Here is a 17,213-nt window from a genome sequence, read left to right as displayed (position 1 = left end):
ACGCGCGCGGCCAGTTGCAAAAGCAGACGATGAGCCTGACCGCGCTTGCGGACGGCAAGCGGCTGGGCGACGGCAAGACCAGCGTGCTGGACGAGATTTCCAGCCGGCTGGGGCTGAGCTTCGAGCAGTTCCGCCGCGCCGTCCTGCTGGCCCAAGGCGATTTCGCCAATTTCCTCAAGGCTCCGGCGATGGAGCGCTCCGCCCTGCTGGAGCTGCTGACCGGCACCGAGATCTATTCCCGCATCTCCGTCGCCGCGCACGAGCGCTCCCGGGAGGAGCAGCGGGCGCTGGAGGCGCTGGAGGCGCAATGCGCGGGCATCGGCGTGCTGACTGACGATGAGCGCGCCGTCCTGGACACCGAGGTCGGAGCGGCGGCCGAGGCGGTCCAGCGGGAGGAAACGGCGTTCGAGCAGGCCCGCGCCGCCGTCGCCTGGCATGAGCAGGACGCCCGGCTGGCCAAGGCAGAAGCCGACGCCACCGCGGCGAGCGCACGGGCCGAAGCGGTTTGGCAGGAGGCCGGGGCGCAGCGGGAGGAGGCTGCGCTGCTGCGCCGTCTCCAGCCCTTGCGGGTGCGGTTGAGCGAGGCGGACCGCTGCGCCGCGGCGGCGGCGGCGGCTGGGGAGGCGCTGGCCCATGCCCACGCCGCGGTGACGGAGGCGCAGGACCGGCTGGTCCAGGCCGAGGCCCGTCATCGCGAGGTGCGCGCCGCCTACGAGAAGGCCCGCGGCGCCGTCGACGCCGCCGAGCCGGAGCTGGAGCGGGCCGCCGCGCTGGACGCCGAAATCGCCGCGCTGGCCGGTCAACAGACCGGTGCGCTCGCCGACGCCGCAACGGCGGACGCGGACGCCAAAGGAATTGGGGAGAGCTGGAGCGCCACCCGGACGGCACTGGAGCAGGCCCGCACCGATGCGGCGGAGCGGGAGGGCTGGCTGGCCGGACAGACGGCGCTGCTGCCGGTGGCCGACCAGTGGGCGCGCTGGGACGCGCTGCTGCTGCGCCTCCGCGACTCGGCAAGGGTGGTGCGGGAGGCGGAGGCGGAGGCCCGCCGTGCTGCCACGGAGGCCATGGCCCACGAGGCGGAGCTGGCACACCTGTCCACCGTCCGGCGGGACGCCGAAGCACAGCGGGACGCGGCCGAGCGGACGCTGTCCGCGCTGAAGGCCGAGGCGGTGGAGTCGCTGGACGCCCTGCGCGGGCGCCGCACGGCGCTGGCGGAGCGGCGCGATGGGCTGGCGGCCTTGGCCCAGCTGGCGGAGCGGGCCGCACGGCTGGCGGCGGACGTCGCGGAGGCCGAAGCGGAACGGGAGCAGCGGCGCACGGCCGCAGCGGACGGGGAGGCCCATGCGGCAGCGGCGAAAGCGCGACTGGACCAGCGCCGGGCGGCGTTGGAGGAAGCGGACGCCACCCTGCACCGCTTGCGCCTTGCCCGCAGCGAGGATGTGGCATCGTTGCGCGCTCACCTGACGGAGGGCGAGGCCTGCCCGGTCTGCGGCGCCACGGAGCATCCCTGGGGAGCCGGGCACACCCCGCTCGACCGGCTGGCCGAGGATCAGGAACGCCACGTCGCCACCCTGCGCGCCGAAGTAACCGGGCTGGCCACGGAACAAGGCGCCCACACCGCCGCGGCGAAGGCGGCGCGCGAGCGGGCCGCGGCCCTGGACGGACGGCTGGCCGCCCTGGCGGTGGAGCGGGCGACCGCGGTGGAACGCTGGGCGCAGCGGGCACCGACCTTCGGACTGCCCACCGAACCGGACACGGAGACCGTCACCCGGCGGCTGGTCGACGTGGACGCGGAATTGGCGGAGGCCGGACGGGCCGAGGCCAGGGCGCTGGACCACAAGGCGAGGCTCGACGCCGCGGTGCAGACCTGCCGGGAGCGGGACGCGGCGCTGACCGAGGTGGAGCGGGTGATCGAGGCGCGGACCCGTCAGCGCGACGCCGCCCGCCACGCCGAATCCCTGGCCGTGGCGCGGCGCGATCAGACGGTGGACACGCGGGCCGCGGCACGGACGGAACTGGCCCAGCCCTTCGCCGGGCTGACCGGCTGGGACAAGGCACTGGACAGCGACCCCGACGGATTCCGCAAGAGCGTCGGCGGGCGGGTTGCCGAGGTTCTGCGCCAGCGCGAGGGATTGGCCCAGTCGCTGCGCGACGTCGAGGCCCTGGAACGGCAGGCCGGCGCAAAGGCGGCGGAGCTGGAGGGGGCGCGGCAGGCCGAACAGGCGGCGCGGCGGCGGTGCGAGGGGTTGGCCGCCGCGCTGGAGGATCGGCGCGCGGCACGGGCGTCCCTGTTGGACGGACGGGCGGTGAGCGCGGTGAAGAAGGAGCTGACCGAGGCCTGCCGGCGAACCGAGGCCCTGGTCGAACAGGCCACCGTCGCCCGGCAGGACGCGGCGGCCCGCCTGTCGGGGGCGGAACAGACCGTCGCCACGCGCGGCGAGTCCGCCCGCCGGTGCGCCGCCGAGGCGGAGGCCGCGGTCGACGCCCTGGCCGCCGTGGCGGAACGCTGCGGCGTGACTGTGGAGGCGGCACGCGCCCATCTGGTCCGGGACGAGGACTGGCTGGCCGGGGAGGAGCGGGCGCTGGCCGCTCTCGAGTCGGCGCGGCGCGAGCACGCGCTTGTGGCGGCCGAACGGACGCGGCTGCGGCAGGAGCACCACGACGCCGGACGCCCCGCCCTCGGCGCCGAGGACGCCGGCGAGGCCGTGGCCGAGACGGGCCGGCGCCTTCAGGAGGCCCGCGGCCGGCTGGGCGAGGCCCAGGCCCGGCTGCGCGCCGACACGGAGAACCGCGGCCGCCTCGCCGCCGTGCTCGACCGGGTGAAGGCGCAACGCAAGGCGCAGGAGCTGTGGGCGACCATGGCGCAGCTCATCGGCTCCGCCGATGGGCGGAAGCTGCGCAACTTCGCCCAGAGCCTCAGCCTCGATCTGCTTCTGGTCCAGGCGAACCGCTATCTGGCGGATCTCGCCCGCCGCTACCGGCTGGAACGGGTTGGCGGGGCCGACCTGGAGATCCAGGTGGTGGACGGCGAAATGGGCGACGAGCGGCGCGGCGTGCACAGTCTGTCCGGCGGCGAAATGTTCCTGGTGTCGCTGGCCCTGGCGCTCGGCCTGTCGGCCATGGCGGGGGGCAGCGGCGGTGGCGGAATCGGCACGCTGTTCATCGACGAGGGGTTCGGCACGCTGGACCCCGGCAGCCTGGATCTGGCGCTGTCCTGCCTGGAGGCGCTTCAGGCCACCGGCCGGCAGGTTGGCGTCATCAGCCACGTCCCGGCGCTGGTGGAGCGGATCGGCGTGCAGGTGCGCGTCACCCCGCAGGGGGGAGGGCGCAGCGCCGTGACAGTGACCCGCGGGACGCTGGCCGTGCCATCGCCGGACACCGCGGCGGAGCGGGAACTGCTGCTGCCGTTGTAGGGTGCTCCAGGCTGCGTGGGGTCACCGCGGGACCGTCAAGGAGACACGGGGGCGCGCCCTCCTTCGTGTCTCTCCGTGCCTGCGTGATAAAAGAGCCGTCAGGCCAGACGGAAGGCCAGATAGCTGTCGGCGCCGACCTGCCCCGGCATGGTGATGACCGCGCCGACCGATTTTCCGGTGAAGGTGATGCTGCCGTCGATGGTGCCGTTGCCGTCGAAGTCGATGCGCACCGTGGCGCCCTCGGACCCCTTGGCGCCCTTCATCGCCTCCCAGGTGAGTTTCGACACGCCCTCCTTCCAACCCCAAGCGGTCGTCCATTCGCCCGCCTCGAAGTCGGTGATGGTGGACCAAGTCACCCCGGTGCCCCGCCCGTCCAGGAAGAAGGTGTCGTTGCCCGCCCCACCGGTCAGGAAGTTGGAGCCGGTGCCGCCGTCCAGAACGTCATCACCGCCCTTCCCATCCGCCGCATCGTCGCCGGCACCCAGGTTCATGAAATCGCCAAGTTCGCTGCCGACCACCGCCTCGATGGATTTGGTGCCCAGATAGACGTTCTTCAGCGTGGTCAGCGGACCGACATAAACGTCCATCTGGACTTCCCAGCCGGACACGCCATCGCTCACGAAGGCCCGCCGCAGCGAGTCGGCGGCTGGCTGGCTGGCGGAGGAGATGTACGAGTCGTTGGCGGACAGGGCGTCCCTCAGCCAATAGGCGTGACCGCCAAGCGCCGTGGCGCCGATGGCGGTCGACACGACGCCGACGGCGAAGACACCGCTTCCGGTGCTGTAGTAGATCGGACCACCGGAGTTTCCGGGATTGATCTCCAGATCCGCATTCAAATAATAGACCGTATCGACGCCTGACCGGCGGATGGTGCCGCTGTCGAAGACTTCGTACCGTCCGTATTTGGTGGGATAGCCCAGGACGTTGGCCGACCCGCCGCTGTAGTTCCAATCGATTCCGAAATAGCCGTAAGTATCGCCGATCGGTTGGGACAGTGTCAGCAGGGCGACGTCGATCTCCGACCCGCTCTGGGTGGTCCGGTAGAAATCGCCGGCGATGAGCCGGCCGTCCGAATCCGGGTCGAAATTGGTGAAGAACTGTGATTTGGCAACGCCGTAGGCGACGTTGTCCGTTTTGCCGGGATTGTAGGACGGGTAGATCTTCAGGCTGCTCGGCTTGCCGCCGAGCGCGGCGTTGTAAACGACGTGGGACGCGGTGACGACGTCGTTGCGACCGACCAGAAAGCCCGAGCCGACGTAGGTCCGGTTTCCCCAGCTGGCCTCGATGGAGACCACGGCGCGCGCCGGATACTGATCGTCGTCGACCCTGTAGGACATTGGAGCCGGTCCTTCTGCTGCATCCGGCACCGCGCCGGATGGTTGCGACCGACCCACAATGTCACGCCTTAAAGGCGTTTTTCAACAACGCGCCGCACGCTCTGAGCTGTTTCACCAGCAGCGTTCAACCGCCCGCCCGTCAGCCGCGGACGGGGCGCAGGACGAGATGCTTGTTCGACGGCACGGCCGGCGCAGAGGGGCGCAGGACAAGCCCCTTGGAGGTCGGCTCGATGTTCGCGTCGGGATAGACGGCCATGACGTCCTTCAGCGCTTCCTTCAGGCGGAAGGCCAGGACGCGGTGCTCGCTGACCGAGCCGAAATGCTGCGACAGGGCGTGCCAGGGAACCACCGTCTGCTTGTCCAACCGGTGCAGGCGGTGGACCAGCCACACATAGGCGTCGAGCGCCAGGGCGGAGTTCTTCAGCTTGGCGATGGCGTGCTCGTCCAGCGGAACGGCGTGTTCCATCAGATGCTCGAAGAAGCTCTGGGTCAGGCGGACGAAGCGCACCCACTCGCCGCCGGTGCGGAACAGGTCGGGCGTGTCCTCCTCGTCCCGCCACAGCTTGATGCCGTCGATCAGGCGCTGGTCGGAGATCTCCGCCGTCGAGGGGCCGGTGGTGGTGCGCAGGGTGAACTCGCTACGGGCGATCCGCAGCACCTGCTCGCGCACCGGCTTGTAGTTGCCGCGCTCGCCCCCCGTCGGAGCCAGCCCGAGACGGCGCAGCCACGCGCTCATGCTCGGCCCCAGATCGACGTGGGCGCTGCGCGTCTTGCGCGCCTCGGTCTGCAGGTAGATCATGATCAGGCGCGCCTTGGCGCCGTAGGGAACGCCGACGTCCAGGACCGTGCCGTCGCGCAGCGGCAGGATGCCTGGACGGACGACGAGCTGGTACTTGCCGTTGTTGCGCACCCAGGGAGCGGTCTCGTCCTTGGGCTTGCGGTGCGGCAGGGAGGCTTGGCAGAAGCCGGCGTGGAGATAGCCGATCGCGTCCATCTCGTTGGACAGCGCTTCATGGGCCATCATCACACGGCGGCGCTCCTTGGGGTCTTCGGTGCGGGCAAGAACCGCCTCGAATCCCTCCAGGGTAAGCTGCTCGTGGATTTTCGCCATGGGACCCCTCCGGCCTCGTTCGGTCACGTTCCTGTCATTTCAGAAAACACAAAATGTGGTGGCTGTGAAGCGCGTCCATCCCACGAATCGCTGAAGTCGCAACGGAAGCTGCAGATTCCGACTCAACTTCAGCGAAGCGGCCATTTGCGAACCCGGCCGTCCCCTCCCCTGCCGGCAACCGCCGAGCCAACGTTTCAAAATCAGCGTCGCCAACGGAGCGTCCGGGGCCGGAAAGCCGCTTGTCCACAGCCGGACGGGCTTGTCCACGCTGAGTTGGAATCGCAGCGGGCGAAACCGGCCGGATCGGCTCGCTGACTTCGCAACGGCGGGAACGCCGAAGTCGCAACGGGGACTCGCTCATCCACGCTGAAGACGAGTCACGAAAGGCGGTTATTCACGCTGAACTCGCAACCATGTCCTATATGAGTCCCTATAGGATTCTCCGGTTAGACCGGTTGCGCGGGTGCTGGCGCGACCCCCTTCGCTGAAAACGCAACGTCGGAGGGGTCGGAGAATCGCCAACCGGGCATTCGAGAGTGATCCGGACCCCTATCCTCCACCAAAACGAGCATCCCACTTGGTCAGGGATTCCAGGCCAGGACCGTCAACTGTCAACCGGACCTGACGCTGAATTTGATACAAAGGCGACTCGGCTCCAACGCTGAATTGGTAACATTCGACTCGGAAACCCAAGGCTTTCCAGGGCTTAGCCGACTCGGCGAGTCTCGCGCAGATCTTGCAACGCCGACGCAAACCCACGAATCGGCATACGACGCTGAATTTGAAACGACAGACTCCAAGCGATTCAAGGGCCGAATCGAAGCCACACCCCGCCACCAACGCTGAATTGGTAACGCTTCGGAAAATGGGCTTGACGGGGTCCGGATCGATTCGCCTCCGGAATGGTTTTCCGCCGCTCGCAGAGGCCGGCAAAAGTCGTCGAATTCTATGACCATAGTCCCATACGACGTCGCATGACTCCCGCTCCCGTTGCCATTTGACGCAATTCGATGCGCTCCGGCTTGACCAGTTGCGTCACATTTTGCAAGAAAGGACCTCACACAGGGAAAGCCGGAGGCCCGATGAACGGGGAAGAACTACGCGCCATCCGCGAACGGCGCGCCGAGGACCAGTTGAGCTTCGCGACATGGCTCAACAGTGCACTGAACCGCCGCTACGACCGCTCGCGGATCAGCCGGTGGGAAAGCGGGGCGGAGCGCATCCCCCAGCAGGTCGCCGGTTTCCTGGCCGGCCAGGGCGGCATGGCCGCCGTGCCGCAGAACACCGGGATGCCCAAGATGCAGCGCGCCGTGGTGGCGGTGGCCAACCAGAAGGGCGGCGTCGGCAAGACGACGACGGCGGTCAACCTGTCCTATGCGCTGTCCACGCTGGGCCTGAAGGTGATGCTTCTCGACAGCGATCCCCAGGGCAACGCCACCGTCCATATGGGGCTCGACCCCGGCGAGATCGAAACCCAGCGCAAGGGCATCTATAATGTGGTGCGCGGCGGGGCGTCCTTCGACAGCATCCTCCAGCCGGTGTGCGGCGGCGCCGTCATGCTCGCCCCCTCCAGCATCGGGCTGGCCGCAGCGGAGACGGAGCTGGTGGCGGAGCCGGACAACTCCCTGGTGCTCAAGGAGAAGCTGGCGGAGGTGCGGAACCGTTACGATGTCATCGTGATCGATTGCCCGCCCAACCTCGGTCTTCTCACCATCAACGCGCTGGCGGCCAGCGATCTCGTGCTGATCCCCGTGCAGACGGAGGTGTTCGCCGGGCTCGGCGTGCCGCTGCTGCTGGAAACCATCGCCAAGATCCGCCGCCGCTCGAACCCGTCGCTGAACATCTTCGGCATCCTGCCGACCATGTTCTCGTCCCGCTTGACGCAAGATCAGGCCAGCCTGCGCGAGATTCAGGAGCATTACGAGGGGCGCACCCGCGTTCTGAACGCGGTGCCGCGCGCCACCCTGTTCGCCCAGGCGTCGGGCGCCGGTCGTCCGGCCATCGAGGCCGATCCGAATTCCAACAGCGTCCAGGCCTACGGCGAACTGGCGCGCGAACTGGCCGCCCACCTCCAGACTGCGGAAGACGCCCATGTCTCGTAAACTCGAACGGACCAGCACCCGCATTTTCGACAAGGCGGCGCAGCGCGGCGGGGACGCGCTGTTCGGGCTCTCCGCCGACTTCCCGCGGCTGATCGAGGTCGATCTCGACCGGGTGCACCCCAATCCCGACCAGCCGCGCCGCCATTTCGACGACCAGTCGCTGCAGGAACTGGCCAACTCCATCGCCCGCCATGGGCTGAAGCAGCCGGTTCTCGTGCAGGATCTCGGCGACGGCGACTACCGGCTGATCGCCGGTGAGCGGCGCCTGCGCGCCTGCGGGCTGGCCGGCCGCCAGACCATCTTCGCCATCGTCACCGACGGCGACCCTGACGAGCTGGCGCTGATCGAAAACATCCAGCGCGTCGACCTCGACGCCATGGAACTGGCCCGAGCCTTTGCCCGGCTGATCGAGCGGCACGACTACACGCACGACGCGCTGGGGCAGGTCATCGGGCGCAGCCAGGCGGAGGTGACGCGCACCCTGTCGCTGCTGCGTCTGCCGGCCGACATCGTCGCTGAATTTGAAACGCGCCACCGCTCCGTCCCGAAAAGCATCCTGACGGAGATCGCCGCGGTGGACGATCCGATCCTGCAGAGGAAGCTGTGGGACACGATCAAGGACGGCGGCACCGTCAAGGCGTTGCGCGAGGCGAAGCGCGCCCAGATGGGCGGCGGCGAGCCGGATTCCGTTGCGGCGGCGAAGGTTCAGCCCGCCCCGGCGGTGCGTTTCGTCTCCGCCGTCCAGCGCATCGCCAAGGACTTCTCCGCCGTCGACGCCGGGGAGCTGCGGGCGCACCGCAAGCAGCTCAGCGAGGCGCAATGGCAGGAGTTGCGCCGCCTCCACGCCCTTCTCGATGAGCTGCTGGCCTGACCGTCAGCAACGCTGAATTTGTAACGGACACCCGCTGACGTCAGCGGCGGGTGTCAACTTCAGCGTCGATGACCCGCCTGACCTCGCAGAACCAGCGCAGCTTTTCCGCGAAGGGCAGGCGGGCAAGGCCGCTGGGCGACGGCAGCACGACGTCCACCGGACCATTGAACAGGCTGTCCGGCTGCACGCCCCACTCCGCCCGGTCGCGATCCGCGGCGGCGAGATAGACACCCTTCCCCGTGTAGGCGATCACCCGCGGTCGGATTTCCGCGATCAGGGCGCGCAGCCGCGGCACGCCGCCGCGCAGCTCCGCGCGGCTGAGATCGGCGGCGCCCGGCGTCGCCCGCGCCACGAGGTTGGTGGAGCCCAGCCCGAACTCCGGCAACAACCGGTCCTCCTCCGGGCGCAGCAGGCGCGGCGTCAGGCCGGCCTCCGCCAGCAGTTTCCAGAACTGGTTGCCCCGCCCCGCGTAGTTGTGGCCGAGCTGGCCGGAGCGCGTTCCGGGGTTGAAGCCGACGAACAAAGCGTTCAGGCCGGGGGCGATGATGTCGGGGATCGGGCCTTCGGAATCGGTCATATTGCGTCAACAGTGTGAAACGGCGTCCAGCAACGCTGAATTTGAAACGCCTCTACTCCGCCGTCCGCCATTCGGCGAGAATCACCGGGGCGGCGAAGCCGGCGAGGATGGCCGCCAGCGTCACGAACAGCATGGCGCCCCAGGCGCTGTAGCCCAGCACCCCCAGCACGCCGCCCAGGAAGAAGGAGCCGACGGTCGGCAGATGCGTCTTCAGCTTGTCGAGCGTCACCCGGACGCGATCCCGGCCGTTGCGGTGGTAGAGATCGTCGATCAGGTTGCCCAGCTCGATCCCGATGTCGGTGATCATGCCGGTGACGTGGGTGGTGCGGACGCGGGCGTTGGAGATGCGCGTGACGATGGCGTTCTGCAACCCCATCAAGAAGCTCAACCCCATGACCAACGCGGCGCCGCGCAGCTCGTGCAGCCAGACGTCGGCGGCGCCGAGCCCGGCGAGCAGCAGGGCTTCGAGGCAGACGCTGTAGGCGTAGATCGCCGACAGGCCACGGCGCTGCCCGGCGTTGATGAGCATCGCCGACACCATCGCCCCGGCGATGAAGGTCGCCACGATCGCCAGCGCCATGCCGAAGGCGCCCATCTCGCCCAGCGCCAGATGATCGGCCATGGTCGAGACGGTGCCGGTCATGTGCGAGGAGTAGAGGCCGGCGGCGTAGAAGCCCGCGGCGTTGACGGCACCGGCGATGCCCGCCAGCGACCAGGCCAGACTGCGGTCCGCCGACACGCCACGATGTTCACCCTGCCGGACCAGCATGCCCAACTCCCTGAACCAAACGGGGCGCCATCATAGTGGCGACCGCATGCGTGGGGGACCCGCTGGTTTGTGGGGTCATCAATGCGTTCCCGCACCGACCGGCATGGTCTTGACGACATCGAGGAACGCCCGCAGGGCCGGAGGCACGGCGCGGTGCCCGGGATAATACACCGCCGCCCGCTCCGGCTTGTGCATCCAGCCGGGCAGGACGGTTCGCAACCGCCCGTCCGCAAGAGCGGCTTCAGCGGCCCAACTCACCACATAGGCGATTCCCAATCCTTGCGCGGCGGCGTCCGCCATCAACTCCTCGTCGTCGAGAACCACCGGTCCGTTTGTGTCGACCGTCAATTCCTGTCCGGCCCGCTCGAACTCCCACCGGTACAGCCGCCCGCCCGGCAGGCGGTGACCGATGCAGCGATGGTGCTGGAGTTCGTCCGGCGTCGTCGGCTCCCCGGCGCGGTCGAGATAGGCGGGAGAGGCGACGCAGACGAAGCCGATCGGGTCCGGGAAGGGCACCGCGATCATGTCCTTCGGGATGGAGTCGATCAGGCGGACGCCGGCGTCGAAGCCGCCGGACACGATGTCGATCAGCCGCCCCTCGACGACCAGATCCACCGTCACGTCGGGATATCGTTCGACCATGCGCGGGAGGACGTCGCGGACGAGGGCCGCAGCGGCCACGCGCGGCGCGTTGATCCGGACCCGGCCGGCCACGTTGCCCCGAAAAGCAGAGGCGGCGTCCAGCGCTTCGTCCAACGATGTCAGGGCGAGCTGCAGGCGGCCGAGCAGTTCGAGCCCTGCTTCCGTCGGCGCGACGCTGCGGGTCGTGCGGTTGAGAAGGCGCACGCCCAACCGATCCTCAAGGCCCCGCATCGCGTGACTCAGCGTGGATGGCGCCGTTCCCAGCTCATCCGCCGCACGACGAAAGCTGCGGTGGGTGGCAACCGCCACGAAGGCGCTGAGGTCGTTGAGGGAGGGGCGCATCATTGATGGCGATTTTGCATCAACCCGTGCCGATTTCAACGTCTAATCGCGCACCTCTTCGGCTGCTATCTCCTGCTCCAGGTCCAATCCGAACGGGAGACACCGATGTCCAAGCGCGACGCCCTCTTTCCTGCCGGCCGGCAGGCGCTCTACGAAATCCACCGCTACTCCGCGGCCATTCGATCCGGCGATCTGCTCTTCATCTCGGGGCAGGTCGGCGGACGCGAGGATGGTTCTCCCGAGCCGGACTTCGCGAAGCAGGTTCAACTGGCTTTCGACAATCTTCGCGAGGTTCTGAAAGCGGCCGGCGGCACGTTTGACGATATCGTGGACGTAACGACGTTCCACACCGATCCGGAGGCCCAGTTCGAGACCGTTCTGTCGGTCAAAGACCGGATGTTTCCGGAGAAGCCCTATCCCAACTGGACTGCCGTCGGCGTGACGTGGCTCGCCGGTTTCGACTTCGAGATCAAGGTGATCGCTCGGGTTCCACAAACCGTCTGAGCCGGCATTGGCGACAACGTCCTTCTCATCAGGTCATCCATCGTGCTCATTGGACGGCTTGTCGCGACTCGCAAGCTTTGGCATTGTTGTTGGGACGCACCGTCACAAGACCACGCGAACACCGACCTTTCAGTCTAGGAAGTGAAATGTCTGTTCAGTATCATTTCCGCCTGAAGTCCTTGTTCTGAAACGCGTCACAGCTCGATCTGGGCGGCGGTGATGACGCTTTGCGCGATGTCGGCGATGCGGCGGCCCTGCTTCATGGCGGCCTTGCGCAGGGCGTTGTAGGCCGCCTCCTCCGTCAGGGACTTCTGCTGCATCAGGATGCCCTTCGCCCGCTCGATCAGCTTGCGGTCGGCGAGCTGCGAACGTGCCTCGTCGCGTTCGCGTTTCAGCGTTTCAAAAGCAGCGAATCTGGCCAGCGCGGTTTCCAGGATCGGCCGCACGCGGGCGGGGTGCAGCCCGTCCAGGACGAAGGCGGCCACCCCGGCCTCCGCCGCCTGCGCGGCTGCCCCCGGCGGCGCTTTGTCGGCGAAGAGGACGACGGCGCAGGCTCCCGACCGGGCCAGCCGGAAGACGCCGTCCAACGCCGCTGGGGCCGATGTTTCCAAAACAGCGACGACCGCGTCCGGCGCCAGCGCGGCGAGGCGGGCTGGCAGGTCGGCGAGGCCATGGACCACGACGATCCGATCGGCGCCCCGGTCGCGGCCCCCCGCCCCGGCCAAGCCGTCCTCCACCGGCCGCGTGGCGTCGGCGTCGGGGCCGGCCACCAGAATGGTCAGGGGTTTGTTCGCCATTGCCGCTCCGCCCTCCCCTTCACGCCGCCCACTTCACGCCGCCTTCACCATCCCGTGATGCCCGCCCTCCAGGAAGTTCAGCAACTCTTCCCGGTAGGCGTAGTAACGGGGATGCTCCAGCAGGGCCTGCCGGGTCCGGGGGTGGGGGATGTCCACCTCCAGGATGTGGCCGATGCGGGCGTTCGGCCCGTTGGACATCATCACCACACGGTCGGCCAGCAGGATCGCCTCGTCAACGTCGTGGGTGACGCAGATGGCGGTGACCTGGGTGCGCGCCCACACCTCCATCAACACCTCCTGAAGCTCCCAGCGGGTCAGGCTGTCCAGCATCCCAAAGGGCTCGTCCAGCAGCAGCAGCTTCGGCGACAGGGCGAAGGCCCGCGCGATGCCGACGCGCTGCTTCATGCCGTTGGACAGCTCCGCCGCCTTCTTGTGCATGGCGTCGCCCAGCCCGACGCGCGACAGGTAGTAACGGGCGATGTCGTCGCGCTCCCCCCGGCCGGCCTGCGGGTAGACGCGGTCCACCCCCAGCATGACGTTCTCCAGCGCGGTCAGCCAGGGGAACAGGCTGGGCGCCTGGAAGACCACCGCCCGGTCGGGGCCGGCGCCGTCGACCTCCCGGCCGTCCAGCACGATGCCGCCGCTGGAGACGTCGGCCAGCCCGGCGACCATCGACAGCACGGTGGACTTGCCGCAGCCCGAATGGCCGATCAGGGAGATGAACTCCCCCTTGCGCATCTTCAGGTCGAAGCCGTCCACCACGGTCAGCGGCCCCTTCGGCGTGGCGAAGGTCTTGGTGACGCGGCTGAACTCCACATAGCGGTCGTCGGACAGGCCGCCGGCTTGCCCGGCCAGATAGGCCTTGGGCGGCGGCGCGGCGGTGATCGGCGTCGCCGCCGGCAGGGTCAGGGTCTCGTCCACCGCGGCGGCGGCGCGGCTGGCCCCGGCCTCCATCAGCCACGCCGTGACCTCGGCGCGCAGGCGCTTGAAGTCGGGGTCGTGGTTCACGGCGGTGCGGTCGCGCGGACGCGGCAGGTCCACCGCGAAGGCCGGGCCGAGCGTCGCCCCCGGACCCGGCGTCAGCGGGATGATGCGGTCGGCCAGCAGGATGGCCTCGTCCACGTCGTTGGTGATGAGGACGACGGTCTTGCGGTCCTTGCGCCAGATCGCCTCGATCTCGTCTTGGAGCTTGGCGCGGGTCAGCGCGTCCAGCGCCGACAGCGGCTCGTCCAGCAGCAGCATCTCCGGGCTCATGGCGAGCGCGCGGGCGAAGCCGACGCGCTGGCGCATGCCGCCCGACAGCTCCTTGGGGCGGCGGTCGGTGGCGTGGCCCAGCCCCACCGTCTCTACAGCCCGGCGGGTCAGCACGCCGCGCTCCGTGGACGCCTTGCCCTTGTGCACGGCGTCCACGGCCAGCGCCACGTTGTCCTTCACGCTCAGCCAGGGCATCAGCGAGTAGTTCTGGAACACGACGCCGCGCTCCGCCCCCGGCCCGCGCACCGGCTGGCCGCGGAACAGCACCTCCCCGGCGTCGGGGGCGGCCAGCCCGCCCATCAGGTTGACCAGCGTGGTCTTGCCGGCGCCTGAGAAGCCGACGATGGCGACGAACTCGCCTTCCGCGATGGACAGGTCGATGCCGCGCAGCACCTCGGTCCCGCCATAGGACTTCGCGACGTTCTTCAGCTCAAGGATGGCCATGCTCGGGGACTCCTCAGCGGGTGCCGGTGTGGGAAACGGCGGCCTGGAAGGCCAGCATGACGCGGTCGAGCAGGAAGCCGATCAGGCCGATGGTGAAGACCGCCACCATGATGCGGGCGAGCGAGGAAGAGGAGCCGTTCTGGAACTCGTCCCACACGAACTTGCCGAGGCCGGGGTTCTGGGCCAGCATCTCCGCCGCGATCAGCACCATCCAGCCCACGCCCAGCGACAGCCGCAGACCGGTGAAGATGTAGGGCAGCGCCGAGGGCAGCACGAGCCGGCGCACCATCGTCGGGCCGGAGAGCTGCAGCACCTTGCCGACGTTCATCAGGTCCTTGTCGATGGACGACACGCCGACCGCCGTGTTGATCAGCGTCGGCCACAGCGAACACAGCGTGACCGTGACGGCGGAGGTCAGGAAGGACTTCTCGAAGGTCGGGTTGTCGCTCGACACCGTGGCGCTGACCACCATGGTGACCAGCGGCAGCCAGGCCAGCGGCGACACCGGCTTGAAGATCTGGATCAGCGGGTTCATCGCCGCGTTGACCGTGCGGGACAGGCCGCAGGCCACCCCCAGCGGCACCGCCACCAGCGCGCCGAGCAGGAAGCCGGTGAAGACCGTCTTCAGGCTGGTGACGATCTGGTCGAGATAGGTCGGCTTGCCGGCGTAGGGCCGGGTCTTGACCTCGGCGCTGGGGTCCTTGGCCAGCAGCTCGGCGTTGCGCTTGGCCTGCCGGTCGTAGAAGGCGGCCTCCTTGGCGCGCTCGGCCTGATGGTCGGCGTGGAGGACGCCCACCTGCTCCCACACCTGGGCCGGGCCGGGGATGGCGCCCAGGCTGGTGTTCACCTGCGGGGCCAGCCACGCCCAGGCGGCGAGGAACAGCATCAGGGCGGTCAGCGGCACGCCCATCTGTTGCCACAGCTCCTGCCCCTGCTGGCGCGGGCTGTCCCCGGCGGCCATGCGGAGCAGCGGGCTGAGCCAGCCGAGCCCGACGATCTGCAGGGTGGTGGCGGTGCGGTTGAGCGCGTGGGCGAGGCGGGCCTTGCGCCGGGCGCGCATCGCCTCGGCGGTGGAGAGGGTGGAGGCTTCGGTCACGCTGGTCATGGGGTGATCTTTCTGTTTGGCGCGGGGCGCCGATGCCCCCACCCCGGCCCTCCCCCGCTTCGCAGGGGAGGGAGTTGATCCCCTCCCCTGCGTCAGCGGGGAGGGTTAGGGTGGGGGCCCGTCGCGACCACGGCGCGAGTATCGGAAGTCCGCAGTCTCAACCGCCGACCAGTTGGCCGCCCTGCAGCGCCTGCCCGCCCTTCAAGCCGATGGGCAGCTTGGTCAGGTATTCGTTGGGCTTGCGGCCGTCGTAGGCGATGCCGTCGATGAAGCCCTCGTCCAGCGGCTTGTAGCCGTCGCTGGCCCAGGGGAAGTCGGCCTCCTTGGCCTTGCCCTCCTCCACCAGCAGCCGCGCGGCCTTCAGGTAGACCTCCGGCTTGTAGACCTTGCGGGCGGTCTCGTCGTACCAGCTGTCCGGCTTGGCCTCGGCGATCTGGCCCCAGCGGCGCATCTGCGTCAGGTACCAGACGGCGTCGGAGTAGAAGGGATAGGTGGCGTTGTATCGGAAGAAGACGTTGAAGTCGGGAACCGCCCGCTTGTCGCCCTTCTCATACTCGAAGGTGCCGGTCATCGAATTGGCGATGACCTTGGCGTCGGCCCCGACATACTCCGACTTCGCCAGGATCTTCACCGCCTCGGCGCGGTTGGCGTTGTCGTTCTCGTCCAGCCACATGGCGGCGCGGATCAGTGCCTTGACCAGCGCCAGATGGGTCTTGGGATTCTTGGCGGCCCAGCCCTCGGTGACGCCGAAGACCTTCTCCGGGTTGTTCTTCCAGATTTCGGTGTCGGTGATGACCGGCACGCCGATGCCCTTCATCACCGCCTGCTGGTTCCACGGCTCGCCGACGCTGTAGCCGAAGATGGTCCCGGCCTCCAGCGTCGCCGGCATCTGCGGCGGCGGGGTGACCGACAGCAGCGCGTCGGCCTGGATCTGCCCCGAAACGTCGTTGGGCGCGTAGTAGCCGGGGTTGATGCCGCCGGCGGCCAGCCAGTAGCGAAGCTCGTAATTGTGGGTGGAGACGGGGAAGACCATGCCCATGGTGAAGGGCTTGCCCTCCGCCCGGTACTGGGCGATGACCGGCTTCAGCGCGTCGGCCTTGATCGGGTGCAGCGGCTTGCCATCCGGTCCCTTGGGCAGGTTGGGCTTCATCCGCTCCCACACCTCGTTCGACAGGGTGATGCCGTTGCCGTTCAGGTCCATCGAGAAGGCGGTCACCACGTTGGCCTGGGTGCCGAAGCCGATGGTGGCGCCCAGCGGCTGACCGGCCAGCATGTGGGCGCCGTCCAACTCCCCGGAGATCACGCGGTCGAGCAGCACCTTCCAGTTGGCCTGCGGCTCCAGCGTCACCGACAGGCCCTCGTCCTCGAAGAAGCCCTTCTCCGCGGCGATGGCGAGCGGGGCCATGTCGGTCAGCTTGATGAAGCCCAGCTTGAGCTGGTCTTTCTCCACGTCGAGCGGAGCGGCCTGGGCGGACCCGAGCGTCAGCGCCAACGTGGCGGCGGCGGACAGCAGGGCGGTGCGGGGGGAGGCGGGAAGTCGGATCACGTCTCGGGTCACGTCGGTCGCTCCATCTCTCGTTCCGGAACCCCGCGGCACGCCTGACCTCGATCCAACGCCCCACCGGCGACGCGCCGTTGAGGGCTCTCCAGCCATGAAGGGCTGTCGAACCGGGTCAGCGACGGTGCCGAGGGGCCCAACCTTGGGCGTATGGGATGGACGCACCGCCGTTGGCGCGTCCCGCCGTTCCTCTCGCAAGGACCATGCCAAAGGCTGAACAAGCGTCCAAACAGAGCCAAAGGTCTTTGTTTCTGCGGCTTTGACGCGAATTGCCTATTGTTTGTGCTAGTACCTTGGTGGTGCCGCATTGCACAATTTGTCGGCTTTCGGACCGCTTTTTGTTCGATGCAGGACAAAAGCGCGTGTTCAGGTCCCGACACTCCCGCC

The 17,213-nt window shown here is 68.7% G+C and carries 13 protein-coding genes (1 of these 13 running past the window's edge); 4 read left to right on the top strand and 9 right to left on the bottom strand.

The window, feature by feature from the left end; genetic code table 11:
• Positions 1–3,413, top strand: partial view of an AAA family ATPase gene (locus ACWPXE_RS07650; RefSeq protein ID WP_454017328.1) — the 3' portion only. The gene continues 358 nt to the left of window position 1, outside the view; 3,413 of the gene's 3,771 nt are visible here — the last part of the coding sequence; its start codon lies beyond the left edge, outside the window; it ends in the stop codon at positions 3,411–3,413.
• A 98-nt stretch (positions 3,414–3,511) separates the two neighbouring features.
• Here the strand turns inward: ACWPXE_RS07650 and ACWPXE_RS07645 are convergent, their stop codons facing one another.
• Together ACWPXE_RS07645 and ACWPXE_RS07640 are read right to left on the bottom strand one after the other, a co-directional pair.
• Positions 3,512–4,750, bottom strand: a complete 1,239-nt coding sequence (locus tag ACWPXE_RS07645) for a trypsin-like peptidase domain-containing protein (protein ID WP_454017327.1) — start codon at positions 4,748–4,750, stop codon at positions 3,512–3,514.
• Positions 4,751–4,889: 139 nt separating this feature from the next.
• The gene (locus ACWPXE_RS07640; RefSeq protein WP_014197970.1) at positions 4,890–5,861 is read right to left on the bottom strand and encodes a replication protein RepA; all 972 of its coding nucleotides are present in this window, start codon (positions 5,859–5,861) and stop codon (positions 4,890–4,892) included.
• Positions 5,862–6,943: 1,082 nt separating this feature from the next.
• On the opposite strand from ACWPXE_RS07640, the gene ACWPXE_RS07635 reads away from it, so the two are divergent.
• A complete protein-coding gene (locus ACWPXE_RS07635) occupies positions 6,944–7,963 on the top strand; it encodes a ParA family protein (RefSeq protein ID WP_454017326.1) in 1,020 nt (339 codons plus the stop codon).
• Positions 7,953–8,834: a ParB/RepB/Spo0J family partition protein gene (locus ACWPXE_RS07630; RefSeq protein WP_454017325.1), complete on the top strand. Its 882-nt coding sequence runs from the start codon at positions 7,953–7,955 to the stop codon at positions 8,832–8,834. Before ACWPXE_RS07635 ends, ACWPXE_RS07630 begins: the two co-directional genes overlap by 11 nt.
• A 40-nt stretch (positions 8,835–8,874) precedes the next feature.
• Here the strand turns inward: ACWPXE_RS07630 and ACWPXE_RS07625 are convergent, their stop codons facing one another.
• From ACWPXE_RS07625 to ACWPXE_RS07615, 3 genes are all read right to left on the bottom strand, one after another.
• Complete coding sequence (locus tag ACWPXE_RS07625) at positions 8,875–9,411, bottom strand: mismatch-specific DNA-glycosylase (RefSeq protein WP_454017324.1); 537 nt, start codon at positions 9,409–9,411, stop codon at positions 8,875–8,877.
• A gap of 52 nt (positions 9,412–9,463) precedes the next feature.
• Positions 9,464–10,180, bottom strand: coding sequence for a YoaK family protein (locus tag ACWPXE_RS07620; RefSeq protein WP_014197976.1), 717 nt, complete (start codon positions 10,178–10,180; stop codon positions 9,464–9,466).
• Between the two features lie 78 nt (positions 10,181–10,258).
• A complete protein-coding gene (locus ACWPXE_RS07615) occupies positions 10,259–11,167 on the bottom strand; it encodes a LysR family transcriptional regulator (protein WP_454017323.1) in 909 nt (302 codons plus the stop codon).
• 102 nt (positions 11,168–11,269) lie between these two features.
• On the opposite strand from ACWPXE_RS07615, the gene ACWPXE_RS07610 reads away from it, so the two are divergent.
• A complete protein-coding gene (locus ACWPXE_RS07610) occupies positions 11,270–11,668 on the top strand; it encodes a RidA family protein (protein WP_454017322.1) in 399 nt (132 codons plus the stop codon).
• 194 nt (positions 11,669–11,862) lie between these two features.
• On the opposite strand, the gene ACWPXE_RS07605 is transcribed toward ACWPXE_RS07610, so the two are convergent.
• The 4 genes from ACWPXE_RS07605 to ACWPXE_RS07590 all read right to left on the bottom strand — a co-directional run bounded on the left by ACWPXE_RS07605 (position 11,863) and on the right by ACWPXE_RS07590 (position 16,826).
• Positions 11,863–12,465, bottom strand: a complete 603-nt coding sequence (locus ACWPXE_RS07605; protein ID WP_454017321.1) for an ANTAR domain-containing response regulator — start codon at positions 12,463–12,465, stop codon at positions 11,863–11,865.
• A gap of 33 nt (positions 12,466–12,498) precedes the next feature.
• Complete coding sequence (locus ACWPXE_RS07600; RefSeq protein WP_454017320.1) at positions 12,499–14,163, bottom strand: ABC transporter ATP-binding protein; 1,665 nt, start codon at positions 14,161–14,163, stop codon at positions 12,499–12,501.
• Positions 14,164–14,176: 13 nt separating this feature from the next.
• Complete coding sequence (locus tag ACWPXE_RS07595) at positions 14,177–15,268, bottom strand: ABC transporter permease (RefSeq protein WP_454017319.1); 1,092 nt, start codon at positions 15,266–15,268, stop codon at positions 14,177–14,179.
• 157 nt (positions 15,269–15,425) lie between these two features.
• Positions 15,426–16,826, bottom strand: coding sequence for a CmpA/NrtA family ABC transporter substrate-binding protein (locus tag ACWPXE_RS07590; protein WP_454017318.1), 1,401 nt, complete (start codon positions 16,824–16,826; stop codon positions 15,426–15,428).
• Between the last annotated feature and the right edge of the window lie 387 nt (positions 16,827–17,213).

Source organism: Azospirillum sp. Marseille-Q6669, from assembly GCF_965111635.1.
Note: the sequence above shows the minus strand (reverse complement) of the source record. Positions and strands in the feature narration are given on the sequence as shown.